The sequence below is a fragment of the Ruegeria sp. SAZD011 genome, assembly GCF_059612545.1.
On record NZ_JBXWQU010000014.1, the window covers coordinates 144,949 to 167,905 of the forward strand.

The 22,957-nt window shown below is 63.6% G+C and carries 18 protein-coding genes; 12 read left to right on the forward strand and 6 right to left on the reverse strand.

Annotated elements, in window-relative coordinates:
* Positions 1–147: 147 nt before the first annotated feature.
* The 3 genes from AC2FLM_RS03900 to AC2FLM_RS03910 form a co-directional block, all read right to left on the reverse strand.
* Positions 148–1,821, reverse strand: coding sequence for an ATP-dependent nuclease (locus AC2FLM_RS03900; RefSeq protein WP_496855919.1), 1,674 nt, complete (start codon positions 1,819–1,821; stop codon positions 148–150).
* 232 nt (positions 1,822–2,053) lie between these two features.
* Positions 2,054–2,833, reverse strand: coding sequence for a gamma-glutamyl-gamma-aminobutyrate hydrolase family protein (locus AC2FLM_RS03905; protein WP_496855921.1), 780 nt, complete (start codon positions 2,831–2,833; stop codon positions 2,054–2,056).
* A gap of 134 nt (positions 2,834–2,967) precedes the next feature.
* The gene (locus AC2FLM_RS03910) at positions 2,968–5,115 is read right to left on the reverse strand and encodes a malate synthase G (protein WP_496855923.1); all 2,148 of its coding nucleotides are present in this window, start codon (positions 5,113–5,115) and stop codon (positions 2,968–2,970) included.
* A 220-nt stretch (positions 5,116–5,335) separates the two neighbouring features.
* Between AC2FLM_RS03910 and pepN the strand changes: the two genes are divergently transcribed.
* The 4 genes from pepN (at position 5,336) to AC2FLM_RS03930 (ending at position 10,480) form a co-directional block, all read left to right on the forward strand.
* Complete coding sequence (gene pepN / locus AC2FLM_RS03915) at positions 5,336–7,888, forward strand: aminopeptidase N (RefSeq protein WP_496855925.1); 2,553 nt, start codon at positions 5,336–5,338, stop codon at positions 7,886–7,888.
* A 3-nt stretch (positions 7,889–7,891) separates the two neighbouring features.
* Positions 7,892–8,632: an SDR family oxidoreductase gene (locus AC2FLM_RS03920; RefSeq protein ID WP_496855927.1), complete on the forward strand. Its 741-nt coding sequence runs from the start codon at positions 7,892–7,894 to the stop codon at positions 8,630–8,632.
* Complete coding sequence (locus tag AC2FLM_RS03925) at positions 8,632–9,072, forward strand: hypothetical protein (protein WP_496855929.1); 441 nt, start codon at positions 8,632–8,634, stop codon at positions 9,070–9,072. Before AC2FLM_RS03920 ends, AC2FLM_RS03925 begins: the two co-directional genes overlap by 1 nt.
* 142 nt (positions 9,073–9,214) lie before the next feature.
* The gene (locus AC2FLM_RS03930) at positions 9,215–10,480 is read left to right on the forward strand and encodes a hypothetical protein (protein WP_496855931.1); all 1,266 of its coding nucleotides are present in this window, start codon (positions 9,215–9,217) and stop codon (positions 10,478–10,480) included.
* Here AC2FLM_RS03930 and AC2FLM_RS03935 read toward each other — a convergent pair.
* Complete coding sequence (locus tag AC2FLM_RS03935; protein WP_496855933.1) at positions 10,462–11,325, reverse strand: NAD-dependent epimerase/dehydratase family protein; 864 nt, start codon at positions 11,323–11,325, stop codon at positions 10,462–10,464. The two genes, AC2FLM_RS03930 and AC2FLM_RS03935, sit on opposite strands and share 19 nt — an antisense overlap.
* Before the next feature lie 141 nt (positions 11,326–11,466).
* Between AC2FLM_RS03935 and gatB the strand changes: the two genes are divergently transcribed.
* Together gatB and AC2FLM_RS03945 are read left to right on the forward strand one after the other, a co-directional pair.
* Positions 11,467–12,978, forward strand: a complete 1,512-nt coding sequence (gene gatB, locus AC2FLM_RS03940; RefSeq protein ID WP_496855935.1) for an Asp-tRNA(Asn)/Glu-tRNA(Gln) amidotransferase subunit GatB — start codon at positions 11,467–11,469, stop codon at positions 12,976–12,978.
* Positions 12,979–13,198: 220 nt separating this feature from the next.
* Positions 13,199–13,672 carry a DUF4177 domain-containing protein gene (locus tag AC2FLM_RS03945; protein ID WP_496855937.1) on the forward strand — a complete coding sequence of 158 codons (474 nt, stop codon included), beginning with the start codon at positions 13,199–13,201 and terminating at the stop codon, positions 13,670–13,672.
* Here AC2FLM_RS03945 and AC2FLM_RS03950 read toward each other — a convergent pair.
* Positions 13,669–13,923, reverse strand: coding sequence for a BolA family protein (locus AC2FLM_RS03950; RefSeq protein WP_234219375.1), 255 nt, complete (start codon positions 13,921–13,923; stop codon positions 13,669–13,671). The two genes, AC2FLM_RS03945 and AC2FLM_RS03950, sit on opposite strands and share 4 nt — an antisense overlap.
* Positions 13,924–14,066: 143 nt before the next feature.
* Between AC2FLM_RS03950 and AC2FLM_RS03955 the strand changes: the two genes are divergently transcribed.
* The 5 genes from AC2FLM_RS03955 (at position 14,067) to AC2FLM_RS03975 (ending at position 20,699) form a co-directional block, all read left to right on the forward strand.
* Complete coding sequence (locus AC2FLM_RS03955) at positions 14,067–14,687, forward strand: J domain-containing protein (RefSeq protein WP_234138905.1); 621 nt, start codon at positions 14,067–14,069, stop codon at positions 14,685–14,687.
* Between the two features lie 255 nt (positions 14,688–14,942).
* On the forward strand, positions 14,943–15,929 hold the full coding sequence (gene cobS, locus AC2FLM_RS03960) for a cobaltochelatase subunit CobS (RefSeq protein WP_234138904.1): 987 nt from the start codon (positions 14,943–14,945) through the stop codon (positions 15,927–15,929).
* A gap of 72 nt (positions 15,930–16,001) precedes the next feature.
* A complete protein-coding gene (cobT, locus tag AC2FLM_RS03965) occupies positions 16,002–17,879 on the forward strand; it encodes a cobaltochelatase subunit CobT (RefSeq protein WP_234219374.1) in 1,878 nt (625 codons plus the stop codon).
* 411 nt (positions 17,880–18,290) lie between these two features.
* Complete coding sequence (locus AC2FLM_RS03970) at positions 18,291–19,481, forward strand: alpha/beta hydrolase (protein WP_496855940.1); 1,191 nt, start codon at positions 18,291–18,293, stop codon at positions 19,479–19,481.
* A gap of 6 nt (positions 19,482–19,487) precedes the next feature.
* Positions 19,488–20,699 carry an alpha/beta hydrolase gene (locus tag AC2FLM_RS03975; protein ID WP_496855942.1) on the forward strand — a complete coding sequence of 404 codons (1,212 nt, stop codon included), beginning with the start codon at positions 19,488–19,490 and terminating at the stop codon, positions 20,697–20,699.
* Here AC2FLM_RS03975 and AC2FLM_RS03980 read toward each other — a convergent pair.
* Positions 20,677–21,045: a hypothetical protein gene (locus AC2FLM_RS03980; RefSeq protein ID WP_234219368.1), complete on the reverse strand. Its 369-nt coding sequence runs from the start codon at positions 21,043–21,045 to the stop codon at positions 20,677–20,679. The two genes, AC2FLM_RS03975 and AC2FLM_RS03980, sit on opposite strands and share 23 nt — an antisense overlap.
* 109 nt (positions 21,046–21,154) lie before the next feature.
* On the opposite strand from AC2FLM_RS03980, the gene AC2FLM_RS03985 reads away from it, so the two are divergent.
* The gene (locus AC2FLM_RS03985) at positions 21,155–22,945 is read left to right on the forward strand and encodes an aminopeptidase P family protein (protein WP_496855945.1); all 1,791 of its coding nucleotides are present in this window, start codon (positions 21,155–21,157) and stop codon (positions 22,943–22,945) included.
* Positions 22,946–22,957: the final 12 nt, after the last annotated feature.

Sequence of the window (22,957 nt, forward strand, 5' to 3'; positions counted from 1 at the left end):
GACAAGCACCCGCGCGGCTGTCAAAGGCAGCGTGCAACACTTGAGTCTTGTGAACGGCCCAGAGCTGCCGTTCAAGATCGTTCAACCGCGAATGTATGAATGGTAGTTAAGCAAGAACCGAAGTCAAGCCGGTCAATTATCCAACTTCTAAAATACCTTTGCGATCTTCTTCACTAGTTTTACCATCTCCGGAATTTCCGTGCTCGACAAAGAACAGTTCCTAAATTTCTCTAAAGCAGCCTTCTTTAAGTTACTTTTTGCTGATTTTCTTGCATCGCTGTTAGCTGATCCAAGAGCCATTACATCATCAACGCGTTCCGCGTATATTTCAGACATAATGGTTTCTGGCAGCAAACCTTCGATGCACTCTCGGCCAGGCTTTCCAACTCCTATAGCACAAAAATCCTTTTCAGCCGTAAGTCCGATAGACTCCAGCTTTCGGACAACTTCACTTTTACCGTCCAGATCAAAAGTGATAAAAACCCTTTCGAGGCGAGAAAGCATGAATTGCAGAACTTGCGTGTTCTTCAATGCGTCCTTACCGCCATACCCGACGACCTGGACATCATCCGGTAGATCGTAAATTTCAGGAAACTTCGTCCGAAGAATATCAAAGTACTCAACATCAATTACACCTTCAACCAAGACAACTTTTGAGTTTGCTGAGCCAACAATCTTTTTCCATGGTATGAACTCATCCGAAAGAACTCCGAGGTTATCGGCGAACGGTAACATCCAGTCGTCTCCAGACGTATTCACTCTCTCCGTTTCCTTTAACTTTTTGTGCGACACCTTTCTCTGCAAGAGAAGGTTCGCCTCCGGATTTGTCTGGTTAAGCATATAGGGACTATGGGTGGTCGCGAGAATCTGAATTCCGAAGTCTTCTGCCAAGTTGTTCAGAACTTTTCCAAATTCGGCTTGTGCTGAAGGATGCAGAAAGCTCTCAGGTTCTTCGACTATAACAACGGGTGCTGATCTGTTTTCTGCAGATTGTGACTTTTTAATACGATCGGCTTCCAAAACAGATATCAATACCCTCGTTCGGTTTTGAGTGCCTGAACCCCATCCACTCAAATTAACATCGACGCTTTTGTCGTTTAGCTTCACATTCAAGGGGAAACGCGAGGAGCCCCCTCTGTCGAGAGTGGTTAGTTCAACGTCATAGTTTTCGCCAAGCCGGCCTAGGAGTTGACTCAGTTCTTCTTTGTGCTTTTTCGCCGCGCTCTTTACTTTGTTCGAGAGGTTTCGCTCAGCGTCAGAAATTTTCTTACGATCTTCTTGCGAAAAATGGGATTCTAGAACCTCTGTCATTTCGCCAGAGAAGTAATAAAAATTGCTAATCGGGGCCGTAGAATTATGGACCACCAAGTTTGCAGCGGACTTCAGCTTCTTGGCGATTTCACTCGAATTTTGGCTGTCTAGATCGATACCATTGACGCGGCAGGCAAGATTTCTCTCCCCAGAGGCATTGAACTTTTCAGTTAGTCTGACACGCGCGACATCCCCTTCAATTGGCAATGACGTATATTTGTTTACCACAAAGAAGACCTCCGCATCATCATGGCGATGCAGTTCCAGCCGGACGGATATTTCCATCTCTTCTGTTGAAGACCACTGTGTATGATCCCGAGCGAACGACAAGGAATTCTCAGCATAGAAATAGGGCCGATCCCCGTCGTCAAGAAAATGGCGGATTATGGCGACAATCGCTGTTTTCCCGGCGTTGTTTCGCCCACTCAAAGTGCAATAATCGTCTTTGAACTCAACAGTCAAATCTTCAAGTGTACGAAAACTCTTCGCGCCAACTTCTCGCAATTTCATCGAGGATTCCACATTCGTTGCAATCAGATGGTACCACTATAGCGAGAACCGTTCTCGCCGAAAAGCAGACTTGAGACCGCTTCTGCAGCGAAAGCCCGCTCCCCGCCCGTATGACAGTTCAAAAGAGCCGTTGCGGGCAAACAGCCCTCATCGGAGGCCCTCGTACCAACCAAGCGGGCCACATGCCCGAAACATGACTTCCAATTGGGTGGATTGTGCCAGTTGAGGAACTCTAGCCCGTTTTTTGCAAAACGGGCCCGGTTCCGCGCGCGGCCCAGGCGCGCACGGCGTCGCCGAAGGCGGTGAACAGCGGCCGCGAGACCGGATCGCTGGCCGCGTCCCATTCCGGATGCCATTGCACCGACAGGGTAAAGCCCGGCGCGTCGCGCACATAGATAGCCTCGGGGGTGCCGTCAGGGGCATGGCCGTCGATCTCGATCCGGGCACCTGCGGTCTTGATCCCCTGCCCGTGCAGCGTGTTGGTCATCACCTCGCAGGCGCCGAATATGCGGTGAAACACGCCGCCCTCGCTCACGCTGACGATATGGCGCAGCGCGAACTTCTCTTCCAGCGTGCCATCCGGTGGCATCCTGTGGTTCATCCGGCCCGGCAGGTCGCGGATCTCGGGGTAGAGCGTGCCGCCCATTGCCACGTTCACCTCTTGAAAGCCGCGGCAGATGCCCAGAAAGGGTTGGCCCCGCTCGACACAGGCGCGCACCAGCGGCAGGGTGATGGCATCGCGGGCACGGTCGAAATCGCCATGCGCGGCGGTCTCGCTCTCGCCATATTCCTCGGGATGGACATTGGGGCGACCGCCGGTCAGCAGGAACCCGTCGCAGACATCAAGCAGCTCGGCCACCGAGACATAGCGCGGGTCGGCCGGGATCAGCAGCGGCAGGCAACCCGAGACATTGGCCACCGCGTCCGAATTCATCGTCCCGCCCGCATGGGTCGGATACTGATCGTTCAGCAGATACGAGTTGCCGATGATCCCTACGACTGGCCGCGTCATCCCGTCCCCTTGCGCTTGCCCCTTTCGACGCAGCCTAGCCGCGCCTCACAAGCGCTGCAACAGCGGCCGCATCGCAGCAAGCGCGCAGGCGCGTGTTCACCTGCGCACACAGGGGCGTGACCGGCTTGGCGGGATCAGACGCCAAGGCTGGCTTTCAGTTCCAACCGCCGCGCGTGCAGAACCGGCTCGGTATAGCCCGAAGGCTGCACCCGCCCCTTGAACACCAGATCGCAGGCCGCCTGGAAGGCGATGCCGTCGAACCCCGGCGCCATCGGGCGATAGGCCAGGTCGTCCGCGTTCTGATCATCGACCACCGCCGCCATCTTGCGCATGGCCGCCATCACCTCCTGCGCATCCACCACGCCATGATGCAGCCAGTTGGCGATATGCTGCGCCGAGATACGGCAGGTGGCGCGGTCCTCCATCAGGCCCACGTTGTTGATATCCGGCACCTTGGAGCAACCAACGCCCTGATCGACCCAGCGCACCACGTAACCCAGGATGCCCTGCGCGTTGTTCTCGACCTCGCGACGGATCTGATCGGACGACCATTTGCGGAAGCTGGCCAGAGGGATTTCCAGGATCCCGTCCACATGCGCCCGCCGTCCGCCAGCGCGCAGCGCAGCCTGCACCGCGAACACGTCGACCTTGTGATAATGCAGCGCATGCAGGGTGGCAGCCGTCGGGCTGGGCACCCAGGCGCAATTGGCGCCCGCCTTGGGATGCTCGATCTTGGTCTCGATCATGGCCGCCATCCGGTCCGGCATCGCCCACATGCCCTTGCCGATCTGCGCCTTGCCCGAGAGGCCGCATTCCAGACCGATATCGACATTCAGGTTCTCATAGGCAGTGATCCAGGATTTGCGCTTGATGAAATCCTTGCGGCTGAACGGCCCCGCCTCCATCGAGGTATGGATCTCGTCGCCGGTCCGGTCGAGGAACCCGGTATTGATGAAACAGACCCGCGATTTGGCGGCACGGATACATTCCTTGAGGTTGACGCTGGTGCGCCGCTCCTCGTCCATGATGCCGATCTTGACCGTGTTGCGCGGCAGGCCAAGAATATCCTCGACCATGTCAAAGGTCCGGACGGCAAAAGCCACCTCTTCCGGCCCGTGCATCTTGGGCTTGACCACATAGACCGAGCCGGTAAGCGAATTGCCGCCCGCCCGGTTCAGGTCATGCATCGCGATGGCGACGGTGACCAGCGCGTCCATCAACCCTTCGAAGATTTCCGCCCCATCCGCATCCAGCACCGCCGGGTTGGTCATCAGGTGACCGACATTGCGCACCAGCATCAGCGCCCGGCCCTTGACGCTCATCGGGCTGCCATCGGGGGCGAGATAGTCCAGATCACCGGCCAGCGCGCGGGTGAAGGTGGCACCTCCCTTGGTCACCTCCTCGCTCAGGTCACCACGCATCAGGCCCAGCCAGTTGCCATAGGCCAACACCTTGTCCTCGGCATCGACACAGGCCACGGAATCCTCGCAATCCATGATCGCCGAGACCGCGCTTTCCAGCCGCACATCGGCCAGACCCGCCTGATCGTGACAGCCCACCGGATGGGTGCGGTCAAAGACCAGCTCCACATGCAACCCGTTGTTGCACAAAAGCACCGCGTCTGGCGCCTTGGGGTGACCGCGATAGCCTGCGAATTTCGCCGGGTCGATCAGCGGCTGACCATCGACCAGCAACGCGCCTTCACGGATGTGATAGCGGCGGGCATCGGCATGGCTGACGCCCTGCACCGGAAACGCCTCGTCCAGAAAGACGCGCGCACGCGCCACCACACGGGCGCCACGACCCCGGTCGTAGCCGCCCGCCGGTATCGGCCCGGCCATGGCGTCGGTGCCATAAAGCGCATCATACAGGCTGCCCCAACGGGCATTGGCGGCGTTGAGCGCGTAGCGGGCATTGGTGATCGGCACCACCAGCTGCGGCCCCGGCACCGATGCGATCTCGGGGTCGGTCCCTTCGGTCTCGATCTCGAACGCCGCGCCTTCGGGCAGCAGATAACCGATCTGGGCCAGAAACGCCTTGTACGCTTCGTGATCATGCGGCCGGTCGCGATGGGCGACATGCCAGGCGTCGATCTGCTCCTGAAGCGCCTCGCGCCGCGCCAGCAATGCGCGGTTCACCGGTGCCAGTTCGGCCACCATCCGTGCCATCCCGGCCCAGAAATCGGCGGGTTCCACCCCGGTACCGGGCAAGGCGCGCGTCTCGATGAAATCCGCCAGTTCCCCGGCGACTTTCAGCCCGTTCCGTTCCACTCTGCCGCTCATCATCGCGCCTCCGCCTTGCCGCCTGTGTACAATCGCATACTCCAGTTATCGCGAATGCAGCGGTCAAACAACAAAATGGCACGCCGGATTTACCAATGAAGCCGAAGGCAGTTTCCACCATTCCCGAACAGCGCAGACCATGAACGGCAAAGGAGCGCCGCTTGCACCCTCGGCGTGTTCTACCTAACGTCTCGCCAAACCGACAGCAGCCGAGGTTCCCATGCGCGACGCCGCCCCCAAAACCATCCACCTCAAGGATTACACCCCGTTCGGCTATCTGGTGGACGAGGTGCGCCTGACCTTTGACCTGGCGCCCGACGCAACCCGCGTCACCTCGCGCATCGCCTTTCGCCCCAATCCCGAGACGACCGACCGCCGGTTCTTTCTGCATGGCGAGGAACTGCGCCTGCTGCGCGCCGCCATCGACGGTGCCGAGATCGCGCCCGAGATCACCGACGAGGGTCTGACCTGCACCGTTCCCGATGCGCCCTTTGTCTGGGAAGCCGAGGTCCAGATCGCCCCTGCCGCCAATACCGCGCTCGAAGGGCTTTATCTCTCGAACGGGATGTACTGTACCCAATGCGAGGCCGAAGGCTTTCGCAAGATCACCTATTACCCCGACCGCCCCGATGTCATGAGCACCTTTACCGTGCGTATCAACGGCACGCATCCGGTGCTCTTGTCCAATGGCAACCCGGTGGATAGCGGCGAGGGCTTTGCAGAATGGCATGACCCATGGCCAAAACCGGCCTATCTCTTTGCACTGGTGGCGGGGGACCTGGTGGCTCATTCCGACACGTTCACCACCGTTTCGGGCCGCGAAGTGGATCTGAACCTCTGGGTCCGTCCCGGAGACGAGGGCAAATGCGCCTTTGGCATGGAGGCGCTGAAGAAATCCATGCGCTGGGATGAAGAGGTCTATGGCCGTGAATACGATCTGGACGTGTTCAACATCGTCGCGGTCGACGATTTCAACATGGGCGCGATGGAGAACAAGGGGCTGAACATCTTCAATTCGGCCGCCGTGCTGGCCAGCCCCGAGACCTCGACCGACGACAATTTCGAACGGATCGAGGCGATCATCGCGCATGAGTATTTCCACAACTGGACCGGCAACCGCATCACCTGCCGCGACTGGTTCCAGCTCTGCCTCAAGGAAGGGCTGACCGTGTTCCGCGACGCCCAGTTCACCTCGGACCTGCGCAGCGCGCCCGTCAAGCGCATCCGCGACGTGATCGACCTGCGCGCCCGCCAGTTCCCCGAGGATCAGGGCCCGCTCAGCCATCCGGTGCGGCCCGAGAGCTTTCAGGAGATCAACAACTTCTACACCGCCACCGTCTATGAAAAGGGTGCCGAGGTGATCGGCATGCTGAAACGGCTGGTGGGCGATGCCGCCTATGCCGAGGCGCTGGACCTCTATTTCGCCCGCCATGACGGGCAGGCCTGCACCATCGAGGACTGGCTCAAGGTGTTCGAGGATGTCACGGGGCACGACCTGTCGCAGTTCAAGCGCTGGTACAGCCAGGCCGGCACCCCGCGCCTGACGGTCGAGGAGGCGTGGCAGGACGGCACCTTTACCCTGACCCTGTCGCAAGAGACCCCCGCCACGCCCGGCCAGCCCGACAAGCTGCCACAGGTGATCCCGGTTGCCGTCGGACTGCTCAACCCCAATGGCGACGAGGTGCGCGCCACCGAGGTGCTGGAACTGACGCAGGCGCGGCAGAGCTTCTCGTTTGACGGGCTGGCGGCACGTCCAGTGGCCTCGGTGCTGCGCGATTTCTCGGCGCCGGTGGTTCTGGACCATGACCTCTCGCCCGAGCAGCGCGCCTTTCTGCTGGCCCATGACACCGATCCCTTCAACCGTTGGGAAGCGGGCCGTGCGCTGGCCGGGCAATGCCTGCTCGACATGATCACCGAGGACGCCGCGCCCGATACCGCCTATCTGGACGGGTTGACGGCGGTGCTGCGCGACGATGGGCTGGACCCGGCCTATCGCGCGCTGATGCTGGGCCTGCCCAGCCAGTCGGAACTGGCCGCCACCCTGCATCAGCGCGGCCTGATCCCCGATCCGCAGGCGATCTGGGATGCAACCGAGACCCTGCGCCAGGCCACCGCCCAGCATATGCAGGATCTGCTGCCACGGCTCAGGGCCGAGGCACAGATCGAGGCACCGTTCCGGCCCGATGCAGACCAGGCCGGCAAGCGCGCATTGGGCAGCGCCGCGCTGGCACTGCTGTCGCGGCTCGATAGCGGTACGCAGGCGGCGGCGGATTATGCCTGCGCCGACAACATGACGCTGCAACTTTCGGCGCTGTCCTGTCTGCTCAAGGCGGGCAAGGGCGAAGTCGAACTGGCCGCCTTTTATGACCAGTGGCGCGGCGATCGGCTGGTGATCGACAAATGGTTCGGGCTTCAGGTGGCACTGGCGGCGCCCGAACAGGCGGCGGAAACCGCCCGGCGCCTGAGCGCGCATGCCGAGTTCAACTGGCGCAATCCGAACCGGTTCCGTGCCGTCTTCGGCGCGCTGGCCATGCATCACGCCGGCTTCCATCATGCCTCGGGCGCGGCATATCAGCTGTTGGCGGACTGGCTGATCCGGCTCGATCCGGTAAACCCGCAGACCACCGCGCGGATGTGCTCGGCCTATCAGACCTGGCGACGGTATGACGACGACCGGCAGCTGCTGATCGGCGCCCAGCTGGATCGCATTCTGGCCCAGCCAAACCTCAGCCGCGACACCACCGAGATGCTGACCCGCATCCGGGGCAGCTGAGCCATGCGCCGGACCCTGCTCATCACCGGGGCCAGCGCCGGGATCGGCGCCGCCATCGCCCGCCTTGCCGCCACGCGCGGCTATGACCTCGCGCTCAACTACCGGCGGGACCGGGCCGGGGCCGAGTCGGTGGCCGAGGCCGCCCGCCATGCGGGCGCTACTGTGATCCTGTGCCCCGGCGACGTGGCCGACCCCGAAGACATCCGGCGCATCTATGCGCGGGTGGATGAGGGCTTTGACCGCCTCGACGGGCTGGTCAACAACGCTGGCATCGTCGACCGCGCCGCCCGTGTCACCGACCTGACCCATGCGCGGCTGAGGCGTATGTTCGATGTCAACGTGATCGGCGCCATTCTGGTCGCCAAAGAGGCCGTGCTGCGGATGCAGGCCCAGGGTCGGGGCGGCGCCATCGTCAATCTTTCCTCTGCCGCTGCGCGTCTGGGCTCGGCCAACCAATATGTCGATTACGCCGCCACCAAGGCCGCCATCGACACATTTACCAAGGGGTTGGCCGACGAGGTCGCGCCCGAGGGCATCCGCGTCAACGCCCTCCGCCCCGGTCTGATCGAGACCGGTATCCATGCCAAGGGTGGCGACCCGGAACGGACGAAACGGTTGGTGCCGGGGGTCCCAATGCAGCGGACCGGTACAGTGACCGAGGTGGCCGAGGCGGCGCTGTTCCTGCTCTCGGACGCGGCCTCTTACATCACCGGCACCACGCTGGACGTCAGCGGTGGGCGGTAATGCCCGAGCATACCGAACCGCTCCGTTATGTCCGCCACGCCCGCAGCCCGCGCAATGTCGTGCTGCTGCTGGCGGTCTGGACGGGGCTTGCGACAGTGATGCTTCTGTTTCAAGCCGCCTGGTGGCTGATCGCGCTGTGCGCGCTGCCGACGCTGCCGCTGTTGTCCGAGATCATCACCGACCGCCGCGCGGGTCTCGATCTGGACGCCGTTCGGCTCAGCTGGTTCTCGGGGCGCCTGGACGGGTCTGTCGCGCTGAGCGAGATCGCGCAGGTACGGCTGGATACGCGCTGGGATTTCAGCGTCCGCGCCACGCTGTGCCTGCATTCAGGCAACGAGATACGGCTGCCACAAGAGTCGCTGCCGCCGCATCGTGAGTTCGAAGAGATCCTGACCGCGCGTGGACTGGCCGTGGTTCGGCATCATTTCGCCGGTCGTTAGCGGATTGATGCCAGTCCGGGCGCAATCCCCCGAGCCCGCCGCAAAACCTGTCCCGAAACACCCCGCTCCGGCCTTTTTTGTGCCGCAAATCAGCGTCAGCCTGAAGCCAATACGACACCACACAGGCCAAGCGTTAATCAGTATGCTGAAAAGATCCCGCACCGTTCTGAGTTCCTTGCCTGACCTGACCGCGCGGCTGTTCGGTCGCGCGGTCGACTTCTCGGCTCAGACAGAACCGCGCCCTCCGATCCGGCTCGAAGATTTCCTGTCGATCCCGATCGCCGAGCACGGACAGGACGAAGACATCCGCGCCAGGCTGCGCGCTCATGGCCAGTTCCTGGCCCGGCAAGAGCGCTGGCAGGACCTGTCGGATGAAATCCGCGCCGCCGATGCCACTCGCGAAACCACGCCGGGCGGGACCCCGGTTGCCGACCTGCTGGCCTTTGGTGCCCGGTCCGACGTGGTGCTGGCCGTCGAAGAGGCGCTGATGGACAGCCATCGCACCGATCAGGCCCCGTTGATCGACGGGATCCGGGCGCTGGAATTCATGCGTCAGGATCATGCCGACGATCCCTATATCGCGCTGATCGTGGCGCTGACCCATATCGACCTGGCCTGGGCCTGGCGCGGCACCGGATGGGACACGATCGTGCCCCGACTCCACCGCGAGAAATGCGCCGCGCATTTCGACCGCGCCATCGAGATCCTGTCACCCTGGTGCGGCGTCAGGATGGACAGCCCGGTCCTGCAATCGGCCTGCTGCGCCTTGCTGGCCGGTCGCCGGACGCCACAACGCAGGGTGGCGGATTGCTACGAGGCACTGATCGATCTCGACCCGTACAATCCCCGCCACATGCGCGCGCTGGGCAACCACCTGTTGCCGCGCTGGTTCGGCTCCTACGCGGAATTGGAACTGGAGGCCCGCCGGACCGCCGCGCGGACACAGGATATCTGGGGCGCCGGCGGTTATACCTGGGTCAGCCTGGACGCCATCGCCCAGGATGAAGAGGCCTGTGCCCGCGTCGATGTCGACTTCTTTGTCGACGGGTTGCGGGACATCGTGCGCGCCCGCCCCGAGCAAGAGACCATCAACCTGCTGGCATCCTATTGCGCGGTGACCCTGCGCGGCAATCTTGGCCTGCATGAAGAAGCGGATCTGAACCGCATCCGTATCTGCAACGCGGCCGATTGGCTGATCCGCGACCACCTGACCGAAGTGCATCCGATGATCTGGGCGCATGCCGCCGATGGCTTCGACAACAACATGCGCGTCAGTTCACCCAGCCGGTTCGCCGCGCGCGGTCGGGCCGATGCCCTGCAGGTCATCGCCAATCTGTTCCGCGACGAGATCCGCGACGGCAACCGGGTCGTTTTCACGCCCGAGGGGCCTCAGCTGCACGGCGCCTGAGGTTCCCCGCTTCGGGTGACATCGTCGAACCGGGGACGCCAGCCCAGCGCGGTCAGGCGCGGTGCAGCCAGCCTTTGATCCAGCATCGGCCCCAAGGCGCTGTCGCCATAACGCACCAAGGCCTCGGTCCGGTCCAGCACCCTGACGGACGCATCGGGCCCGGCGACGGCGCGCGCGATCTCGCCCACCGGGCGGCCCGGTTCGGCGGTGGCGAGGAAATCTCCGCCCTGCCCCGGCAGCCCCGCCAGCAGCAGATAGGCTTGTGCCAGGTCATCGGCATGCACCAGTGGCCAGCGGATCGCCGGGTCGCCCAGGATCTCGACCTCGGACGCGTGAAACCGTTCCAGCATGCCACCCGCGTTGCTATCATAGACCGCACCCGGATGCAGCACTGCCAGATCGGTGGCATCGCTGGCCTTGAGCATCGCCACGGTATCAAGCATCCAGCCCCAGGGCGTGGCAGGGTCAAAGGGCGCGGTTTCATCCCTGACCTGCCCGCCGGTATCGCCGTAAAGCCATATGCCGCCTGTATAAATCAGGCGCGGACGGCGCCCGGCCCGGCACGCTGCCGTTATCAATGCCTCCATCGCGGCGCGGTCGACGTCGCCCATATCCGGGCCGAATGAGGCCGCGGCATGGATGATGGCATCCGCCGCCACCGCCTCTGCCGCCCAGACCTCGGGTTGACGCAGATCGCCGCGACAGACCTGCCCTCCGTCACCCTCGACCTGCGCGGCCGTGTGGCCGGACCGGGCCAGCCCGGTCACCTGGTGCCCTGCCGCGACGCCAGCGCGCAGAACCGCCCCCCCGACCAATCCGCTGGCCCCTGTCACAAACAGCCTCATTTCCGTGCCTCCCTTCTGGATTCGCTCCAACCTGCCGCCTCAACCATGGTTGAGATCAAGCCCCTTTCCCCTTGCCCCCTTGCCCAACGCCGCGCACGCGCCTAGAAGGCGGTTTGTACCAAGCGGACAAGAGGCACACCCATGCTGGACCTGACCTTCGAGACCCCCAAACCCAAGACCATCGCCGGTGCCAAGCACGACTGGGAACTGGTGATCGGCATGGAGGTGCATGCTCAGGTCGCGTCGCAGGCGAAACTGTTCTCGGGCGCCTCGACCGCTTTTGGCGCCGAGCCCAATTCCAACGTCTCTTTCGTGGATGCAGCGATGCCGGGCATGCTGCCTGTCATCAACGAGTTCTGCGTCGAACAGGCGGTGCGCACCGGGCTGGGGCTGAAGGCCGAGATCAACCTGAAATCGGCCTTTGACCGCAAGAACTATTTCTATCCTGACCTGCCACAGGGATACCAGATCTCCCAGCTTTATCATCCTATTGTGGGCGAAGGCGAAGTGCTGGTCGAGATGGGAGACGGCACCGCGCGCCGGGTCCGGATCGAACGTATCCACATGGAACAGGACGCGGGCAAGTCGATCCATGACATGGATCCGAACATGTCCTTTGTCGACCTCAACCGCACCGGTGTCTGCCTGATGGAGATCGTCAGCCGCCCCGATATCCGTGGCCCCGAAGAGGCCGCCGCCTATATCGCCAAGCTGCGCCAGATCCTGCGCTATCTGGGCACCTGCGACGGCAACATGCAGAACGGCAACCTGCGGGCCGATGTGAACGTGTCGATCTGCCGCCCGGGCGCCTATGAGAAGTATCAGGAAACACAGGACTTTTCGCACCTCGGCACGCGTTGCGAGATCAAGAACATGAACTCGATGCGGTTCATCCAGGCGGCCATCGAATACGAGGCGCGGCGCCAGATCGCCATTGTCGAGGCGGGTGGCAAGGTGGATCAGGAAACCCGGCTCTATGACCCCGACAAGAACGAGACCCGCTCGATGCGGTCGAAGGAAGAGGCGCATGATTACCGCTACTTCCCCGACCCCGACCTGTTGCCGCTGGAGATCGAGCAGGCCTGGGTCGATGACATCGCGGCCAGCCTGCCGGAACTGCCGGACGACAAGAAGACGCGCTTTATCAAGGATTTCGGCCTGACCGATTATGACGCTTCGGTGCTGACCGCCGAAGTGGAATCGGCCGCTTATTTCGAGGACGTGGCCAAGGGCCGCAACGGCAAGCTGGCGGCCAACTGGGTCATCAACGAGCTGTTCGGACGGCTGAAGAAAGAAGACCACGACATCACCGACAGCCCGGTCAGCCCGGCGCAGTTGGGCGGCATCATCGACCTGATCGCGTCGGATGCGATTTCGGGCAAGATCGCCAAGGACCTGTTCGAGATCGTCTATACCGAAGGCGGTGACCCGGCCGAGATCGTCGAGGCCCGCGGCATGAAACAGGTCACCGACACCGGTGCCATCGAGGCCGCGCTGGACGAGATCATCGCCGCCAACCCGGCACAGGTGGCAAAGGCCAAGGTGAACCCGAAACTGGCGGGCTGGTTCGTCGGTCAGGTGATGAAGGCCACCGGCGGCAAGGCCAACCCCAAGGCGGTCAACGATCTGGTCAGCAAGAAACTGTCTGACTGACACATCTGAACGAAGAGGCGGCCGGGGCGCGGAGCGAACCGCGTACCGGCGACACCGGCGACGGAACACGAAGCCCGGGGAAACAGGACAGAGCGCGTTGAACACCGCCTTTGGTCCTCCCGGATGGGGGGCCGGCGGGACATCGCTCTGCCTGCCGCCACCTCTGGCCTTTTTGCTTCCGCTTGGAGTAGTCTGCGCCCGATCTAAAGAGGCTCTGAGCATGATCCGCTACGAATACAAGGTTGTCCCCGCCCCGGAGAAGGGCATCAAGGCCAAGGGCGTCAAGACCGCGCCGGCGCGGTTCGCACTGTCGGTAGAACAGGCGCTGAACCAGATGGCCGCCGAGGGCTGGGAATATCAGCGGGCCGAGTTGCTGCCCAGCGAGGAACGTTCGGGCCTGACCGGTTCGACCACCAATTGGCGCAACGTGCTGGTGTTCCGCCGCCCCCTGCCCGCAGGTCCCGAAGTATTGCCCGAGGCCGAGGTCGCGGCAGAGCCCGTGGCCGAGGCGACCGCGCCCCTGAGTGCCGACAGCCCGCCGCTGGCCCGGCCCGTACCCGGCCCGTCCGAGGCGGATCGCCGCGCGCCCGCGCCCATCGCGGCGCCGGTCAACGATCCGCCGATGCATGGTGCCAAGACCACGGACGCCGCCAGCACAGAGCCCGAGGCCAAGGCCGAGGCCGAGAAGGACTAGGTGCCGATATCCAGTGCCAGCGCATGGATGCGCGGCACGATATCGCCCAGCGCCTGATGCACCGCGCGGTGCCGCGCCACCCGGCTTTGCCCGGCAAAGACGGCGGCACGGATGCGGATGTTGAAATGGCTCTGACCGCCCTCGCGAAATCCGGCGTGGCCGCGATGGCTTTCGCTGTCGTCCACCACCTCCAGCTCGGTTGGCGCGAATGCCGCCTGCAACCGCGTGCGCATTTCCTCTGCGATTGTCATGCCCGTCTGCCCTCACATTCCCGCGCAATCTGCGCTCTTTTCCGCGCGGCCGCGATTTTCTTGCCGCCGCCCTCTTCTATCTGGCGTCACTTAGACTAAACTCCTGCCTCCGAGTCGAGAAGCCGCAACCGAAAGGGCCCGTCATGAGCAAATCAGATCCGTTCGGATTCGATATGTCCGTCTCTTCCGCCAAGAAAAAGAACCCGCGCGGGCGCCGGGGCATGTCGGGCGCGTCCGAAACCTCGGTCCGGGTCTGCGAGCACGAGGGTTGCACCGAGGCGGGCAAGTTCCGCGCGCCCAAGGCCCCCGATGTGCTGGACGACTATTTCTGGTTCTGCCAGCAGCATGTGCGCGAATATAACCAGAAATGGAACTTCTTCGACGGCACCACCGAGGCCGAGATGAACGCGCAAATGTCCAAGGACAAGGTGTGGGAACGCAAGACGCGGCCGATGACCGACCCCGAGGCGCGGGCCTGGGCACGGCTGGGCATCGAGGACCCGCATCAGGTTCTGGGGGCCAACGCCACCCAGAATCCGGGCCGCGTCAATACCGGCCGCCGCCTGCCGCCGACCGAGCGCCGCGCCATCGAGATTCTCGAAGCCAAGGACAGCTGGACCAAGGCCGAAGTGCGCGCGGCCTACAAGAAGCTCATCAAGGTGCTGCACCCGGACATGAACGGCGGCGACCGCAGCCAGGAAGAGCAGTTGCAAGAGGTGGTCTGGGCCTGGGACCAGATCAAGGACAGCCGGAACTTCAAATAGGCGCCGGCTCCGGCGCCGACCGGCCCCATCAGCGCCTGTCCGCGCGTTGGGGGCGTGATACGGCCGTGACAATCCGTCGATAGGGCTCATTCGGATGCGCGCGGCACTGCTCGACTGATGCCCCCGATATCGTGACGGCAAAAAGCGCCCACCCGGCGCTTTTCGCCTTTTCCTTGCGGCTGGGGGCGATATGGTGCACCCCGACAAGATTGGCCCGCCCCGACGAGGCGCGGCAAGGCGATAAGGACGATTGGTATGGCTGACGGAACGATCCCGATGAACGCAAAACCCACCGAGGAGATTTCCGTCCGCGAAGTCTTTGGCATCGACACGCCGATGGTGGTCAAGGGCTTTGCCGAGCGCAGCGACCGGGTGCCCGAGATCGATCAGACCTACAAGTTCGATCCCGATACCACGCTGGCCATTCTGGCGGGCTTCAGCCACAACCGCCGCGTCATGGTGCAGGGCTATCACGGCACCGGCAAATCGACCCATATCGAACAGGTCGCCGCGCGGCTGAACTGGCCCTGCGTGCGCGTCAACCTCGACAGCCATATCAGCCGGATCGACCTGATCGGCAAGGACGCGATCAAGCTGCGCGACGGCAAGCAGGTGACCGAGTTCCACGAAGGCATCCTGCCTTGGGCGCTGCGCAACCCGGTGGCCATCGTCTTCGACGAATATGACGCGGGCCGCGCCGACGTGATGTTCGTGATCCAGCGGGTGCTGGAACATGACGGCAAGCTGACCCTGCTGGACCAGAACGAGATCATCACGCCGAACCCCTGTTTCCGCCTGTTCGCCACCGCCAACACGGTGGGTCTGGGCGACACCACCGGCCTCTATCACGGCACCCAGCAGATCAACCAGGCCCAGATGGACCGCTGGTCGCTGGTAGCGACGCTGAACTATCTCAGCCATGACGCCGAAACGATGATCGTGCTCAGCAAGGCGCCGCATTACAACACCGAGAAGGGCCGCAAGCAGGTCAGCCAGATGGTGACTGTGGCCGACCTGACCCGGACCGCCTTCATGAACGGCGATCTGTCGACGGTGATGTCGCCCCGGACCGTGATCAACTGGGCGCAGAATGCCGAGATCTTCCGCGATGTGGGCTATGCCTTCCGGCTGACCTTCCTCAACAAATGCGACGAGCTGGAGCGCCAGACGGTGGCCGAGTTCTATCAGCGCTGTTTCGACGAGGAACTGCCCGAAAGCGCGGCAAGCACGAGCCTGGGGTGATCCGGGCGGCCGCCATATCCGCCTTGCGGCCCACCATGGGCCGCGACCGCCTGTTTGCAGGACCGAAGTGACATGAGCAAACCGACCGACAACCCCGCCGATCCGTTCAAGAAGGCGCTGGCCGAGGCGACCAAGGTGATGGCCGACGACCCGGATCTGTCGGTCAGCTATACGGTCGATCCCTCGGGTGTCAGCGGCGACGCGATGCGCCTGCCGCAGGTCAGCCGCCGGATGACCCGCGACGAGGTGTTGCTGGCGCGCGGCACGGCGGATGCGCTGGCGCTCTATCGCCGCTATCACGACGACGCCACCCACAGCCGCTATGCCCCGCCGGGCGACATGGCGCGCGACCTCTACGAAGCGATGGAGACCGCCCGTTGCGAGGCGATGGGCGCCCGCGACATGCCCGGCACCGCGTCCAACATCGACGTGAAGATCACGCATGAGGCGCTGCGGCGCGGCTATGACCAGTGCAAGCAGCCCTCCGAGGCACCGCTGCCGGTGGCGGCGGGCTATCTGGTGCGGCATCTGGCCACCGGGCGCGACCTGCCCCCGGCTGCGGCCAATGTGATGAACCTGTGGCGCGGCTTTATCGAGGAACAGGCCGGCGGCACGCTGGAAAACCTGAGCGATATCCTCTCAGATCAGGCCGAATTCGCCAAATTCGCCCGCCAGGTGATCAAGGACCTCGGCTATGGCGACCAGCTGGGCGATGACCCGGACGAAATGGACGAGGATCAGGAGGATCAGGCCGAGGACGACGCCGACGAGCAGCCCGATCCCGACAGCACCGGCCAGGACGATCAGGACGATCAGGACGCCGACGCCGATCCCGAGCAGAGCCAGGAACAGCAGCAGGACGAAAGCCAGGCCCAGGTCTCGATGGACGAGCTGGCCGACGAGGAGCTGGCCGAAGAGACCGAGATGCCCGATGGCGAGGCCCCGCTGGAGCCGCCCCCGCCGCCGCCCGCCTCGGAGGCCGATCCGAACTACAAGGTCTATCTGGATACCCATGACGAGGAGATCGCCGCCGAAGAGCTGGCTGAACCGGCCGAGCTGGAACGGCTGCGCGCCTATCTCGACCAGCAGCTGGAGCCGCTGAAAGGCGCGGTGTCGCGCCTTGCCAACAAGCTGCAGCGCCGCCTTCAGGCACAGCAGAACCGCAGCTGGGAGTTCGACCGTGAGGAGGGTATCCTGGATGCCGGCCGACTGGCGCGGGTTGTGGCCAACCCGACCACGCCGCTGTCGTTCAAAGTGGAGAAGGATACCGAGTTCCGCGATACGGTGGTGACGCTGCTGCTGGATAACTCGGGCTCGATGCGGGGACGCCCGATCTCGATCGCGGCGATCTGCGCCGATGTGCTGGCGCGCACGCTGGAACGCTGCAACGTCAAGGTCGAGATCCTAGGCTTTACCACCCGCGCCTGGAAGGGCGGGCTGGCGCGCGAGGCCTGGCTGAACGAAGGCCGCCCGCAGCAGCCCGGTCGCCTCAATGACCTGCGCCACATCATATACAAGGCCGCCGACGCGCCGATGCGGCGTACACGGCAGAACCTGGGCCTGATGATGAAAGAGGGCCTCTTGAAGGAAAACATCGACGGCGAGGCGCTGGAATGGGCGCATCGCCGGATGCTGGGCCGCCGCGAGCAGCGCAAGATCCTGATGGTGATCTCGGACGGGGCGCCGGTGGACGATTCCACCCTGAGTGTGAACCCGGCCAACTACCTCGAAAAACACCTGCGCGACGTGATCGCCATGGTGGAAAAGCGCAAGCAGGTCGAACTGCTGGCCATCGGTATCGGCCATGACGTGACCCGCTATTACCAGCGCGCGGTGACGATCACCGATGTCGAGCAGCTGGCCGGCGCGATGACCGAGCAGCTGGCGGCGCTGTTTGACAGCGACCCGCGCGCGCGCGCGCGGGTGATGGGCATGAAACGCGCCAGCTGACCCGGATCGGTGGCGCCTGCCTTGCTTTCGGGCGCCTCCGGCGGGAGTATTTGCGACCAGAAAGAAGCACAGGGTCCGTCTCCCCCCTCAGCCCGTCAAGACAGGCTGACAAGACGCCGTAAGGCGAACAGTCGGGCGATCCGTCCTGCCCGCCAAGCTTTCGCAGTCCGGCGCGGTGTCACGTATCGGGCGGCCGTCCTTTCTTCCTCACTCGGCAGTTGCAGATGGACAGGGCGGTGGCTGAGAAGCGCGGTATCGGTATGCAGGATCATGTCAGGTCTCCTTGTTGTGTTCCCAGCATGGCAGCGTCGGGCGCGCGGCGCTTTCAGACAGCCTTGGGAAACCCCTGCCTGAATCCTTATTTTTTGCTTGGGGCTTGCCGAAACACCGAAAGCGGGGTGTTAATTCACCATGCGCTATGTGTTTCGCGATTGCGTTCTGGATACCGGGCGGCATGTCTTGATGCGGGGCGATGCGCCGGTTGCCGTCGAGCCGCAGGTATTCGACCTGCTGCACCTGCTGGCACGCAATGCCGGGCAGCTGGTCACCCGTGACGAAATCCTGGCCGAGGTCTGGAACGGGCGCATCGTCTCGGAAAGCGCCATCAGCGCCCGCATCGCCGCCGCGCGCAAAGCCGTGGGCGACGACGGCAAGGCACAGCGGGTCATCCGTACAATCGCCCGGCGGGGGTTGCAGATGGTGACCGAGGTCACGGAACGAACCGACGACACCGCCCCCGTGGCGACCGGGGACAGGACAGACGAGCCACGCATTCGTTACATCATCCTGCCCACCGGGCATTCCATGGCCTATTCGGTTTCGGGTGCCGGCCCTCCTGTGATCCTGCTCGGCCAAACACGTTCGGATATTGCAGCGGAGTGGCGGCTGCCTTTCGAACGTCACCGCTTCGAAGCCTTGTCACGCCAGAACGCGCTGATCCGGTTCGACGCCATTGGTTCGGGGCAATCCGACCCCCGGTCCGATCGGTCCACGATTGATGAGCAGGCCGAAGATGTCCTGTGCCTTGCCGACGCGCTGGGGCTCGACCGGTTCGCGCTCTATTCCCAATCCGGTGGTTGTGCTCAGGGCCTTTACATCGCAGCGCATCACCCTGAACGCGTAACCCGTCTGGCCATGATGGGCGCCTATGCCGAAGGGCGCGCGGTGCGCGACAATGCGGATGGCAAGGAGGCCGAACCCTTGCAAGCCATGTTGCAAACCGCGCGGTCGCGGTCGGATAGCACCTTTTTCGAAGCCTTCCTGCTGGCATATCAGCCCGAAGGGCCACTGGACTCCGTCCGGGCCTATGCCCGGATGATGCTGGATTCGGCGACCAGGGAACATGACCTGCGCCACCGCCACGTGATCAATCATCATTCGAGCCTGGACTTCCTGCCACGGATCACTTGCCCGACGCTGATCCTGCATTCCCGCCACGATGCGGTTCATCCACTGTCCGAGGCCCGCAAGCTGGCCGCTGGCATCGCGGATGCGGAAATGGTGGTGCTCGAATGCGCCAATCACATTCCCTGGCAGGGCAATGCAGCCTATGACACCTACCTGGAAACGCTGACCCGGTTCCTTGCGGCGGGGGTGGGCTAGACCGCCATGCGCTATGCTTTCGCCAATTGCGTGCTGGATACCGACGAGTTGACGCTGGTTCGGGACGCCGAGGAGATTGCCGTCGAGCCGCAGGTATTCGATCTGTTACACCTGCTGGCGCGCAATCCCGGACGGCTGGTGACCCGAGATGAAATCCTGGCCGAGGTCTGGAACGGGCGCATCGTTTCGGAAAGCGCGATCAGCGCCCGCATCGCGGCGGCACGCAAGGCGGTGGGTGACGATGGCAAGGCGCAACGGATCATCCGTACCATCGCCCGGCGGGGGCTGAAATTCGTGGCCGAGGTGACGGCGGACACGCCGCCTGCCCTGCCCCGGCCTGCCCCCATGGTGCAGCGCATCCGGTACACACGCACGGCGGAGGGGAAGTCGCTGGCCTATGCCGTCATCGGAGCCGGCCCACCGGTGGTGCGCGGCGGCTACAACACCACCGATCTGGAAGCAGAGTGGAACACGCCCTCGGAACGGGCGATGTTCGATGCAATCTCGGAACACCACAGCCTGCTGCGCTTCGATCCGATCGGGTTCGGCCGGTCGGACCGGGCGCTGGAGGAATTCTCGTTCGATACCCTGGCCGAGAACCTGAAGCTGGCAGCGGATGCGGCGGGGTTCGAGCGGTTCGCGCTCTACAGCGAATCCGGCGGAGTTCTGTCGGCGCTGCGCTTTGCGGTGAAGTACCCCGAGCGGGTCAGCCGGCTGGCGATTGTCGGCGGCTATGCCGAGGGGCGCGGGCGGCGAAATCCCGAACTGAAGTCCGACGTGATGCAATCGCTGGTCACCGAGGGCTGGACCGCGCAGGAGATCAGCTTTGTCTCGGCGATGATGCTGAGCTATTTTCCCGAAGGTCCGCTGGACGCGATTCACGACATGGCGCGCAACATGATCAATGCTTCGTCGCGCGAAACCATGCTGAAGGTTCGGGCGGCGATCCACGATGTCTCGCTGTTGCCGCTGTTGCCCCAGGTGCGATGCCCGACCCTGATCATCCATGCCCGGCATGACAATGTGCATCCGCTGTCCGAGGCACAGAAACTGGCGGCCGGCATTCCAGGGGCCGAACTGATGGTGCTGGAAACCGCCAACCACATCCCGATACCGGGCAATGCGGTCTGGAACGAATACCAAACGACCTTGTTGGGTTTCCTTGGGGAACGGGAACGGTCGCCCGCCCAGGGGGTCACTCGCCCAGCATTTCCCTGAAGGGTTTGTAATCGGCCCCATAACAGTGGGACAACAGGCCGGTAACGTTCCGGGTCCTCAATACGGTCTCGCCATCCGCGCTGAGCGTGACCTCCCAATAGTCGCGACCGATATAGGTACCTCGGGCATTGCGGGCATCCGACGTGGCGCAAAGCTTGATCGTCTCGCCTTGCTTGACAAGCCGCGAGACCCGCGCCTGTCCGGGATTTGCCGGGTTTGCAAGCTTCTTGCCGATGGCATCGGCCGCATTGCGGCGGGCGATCTCGGGTGTTGGCCGCTTTTCCTCCTGCGCGGCAAGCGGCAGGGCAAGGCTGGCAAGGACAATCAGGGCAGGCAAACGGATCATGCCGGCATGATAGGCCAAGTCGCGCGCATCACAAGAGCGTCGCGGAGGTGCTGGACATTTCCGGTTCCACGCCGCACCTTTCGCGGCAACAGCAACACGGAGGCGCAGCATGTACCAGAGCTTCGAGGTGACCGCCCGCCCGGAACAGGGGCCACCGCGGCTGGAGCGCCTGCGCGCCGAAATCGAGGCCGAGGGGCTGAGCGGGTTCCTGGTGCCGCGCGCGGATGCGCATCAGGGCGAATATGTCGCCGCCCATGACGAGCGTCTGGCCTGGCTCACCGGCTTTACCGGCTCGGCCGGGTTCTGCGCCGCGCTCAAGGATGCGGCGGGCGTGTTCATCGACGGGCGCTATCGTACACAGGTCAAGGCGCAGGTGGCTGATGTCTTTACACCCGTTCCATGGCCCGATGTAAGCCTGACCGACTGGCTCAAGAAGCAGTTGCCGCAGGGCGGGCGTGTGGGGTTCGATCCCTGGCTGCATGCAGCCGGTCAGATCCGCACGGCCGAGAGCGAATTGAAGGGCAGCGGGATCGAACTGGTGCGCTGCGACAATCTGGTGGACCGGATCTGGCCGGACCAACCCAGCCCACCGATGGAACCGGTCAAGGCGCATCCGCTGGAATTCGCGGGTGAAACCGCCGCCGACAAGGCGGCGCGGCTGGCCGAGGACCTGCGCAGCGCAGGTCAGAAGGCGGCGGTGCTCACCCTGCCGGATTCGATCATGTGGCTGTTGAACATTCGCGGCGCCGATATTCCGCGCAACCCGGTGGCACATGGCTTTGCCATCCTGCATGACGACGGGCGGGTCGACCTGTTCATGGCAGCGGCCAAGCTGACCGGTCTGGAGGAGCATCTGGGGCCGATGGTGACGCAGCACGAACCGGATGCGTTCCTCGATGCGGTAGAGGCACTGGCAGGTCCGGTGCGGGTTGACCTGAGCACGGTACCGCAGATTGTCGCCGATCGGCTGGGACACCGGCTGGCCAAGGGGGGGGATCCCTGCGCCCTGCCCAAGGCCCGCAAGAACGCCGCCGAGATCGCAGGCGCCGCCGAGGCGCATCTGCGCGACGGGGCCGCGATGGTGGACCTGCTGGCCTGGCTCGATGCGCAAGAGCCCGGCAGCCTGACTGAAACGCAGGTGGTCAGCCAGTTGGAGACCTGTCGCCGCCGCGATAACGGCTTGCAGGATATCAGCTTTGAGACCATCGCGGGCACCGGGCCCAATGGTGCGATCATGCATTACCGGGTGACCGAGGAGACCGACAGCCGTCTGGAGGACGGGCATCTTCTGGTGCTGGACAGCGGCGGCCAGTATCTGGACGGGACCACCGACATCACCCGCACCATCGCCATCGGCACCGTGGGGGACGAGGAGAAAGCCTGTTTCACGCGGGTGCTGAAAGGCATGATCGCCATGTCCATGCTGCGCTGGCCCGTGGGGCTGGCGGGGCGCGATATCGAATGCGTGGCGCGGCTGCCGCTGTGGCTGGCGGGGCAGGATTTCAACCACGGGGTCGGGCATGGCGTCGGTGCGTATCTGAGCGTGCATGAGGGGCCGCAACGGCTGGCACGGGTCAGCCACGTGCCGCTGGAACCGGGCATGATCCTGTCGAACGAGCCGGGATATTATCGCGAGGGCGCATTCGGCATCCGCATCGAGAACCTGGTGGTGGTGCAAGAGGCCGCCCCCCTGCCCGGTGGCGACGCAGAGCGCGCCATGCTGAATTGGCGCACCCTGACCTATGTCCCGATTGATCGGCGGCTGATCGTCGCGGAGATGCTGACGGTTGAGGAACGCGACTGGCTGAACGCCTATCATGCCGACGTCGCGGCAAAGATCGGTCCACGTCTGGGCGCCGAGACGCGGATGTGGTTGGATGCCGCAACCGCGCCGCTTTGACACGCGGCTGTT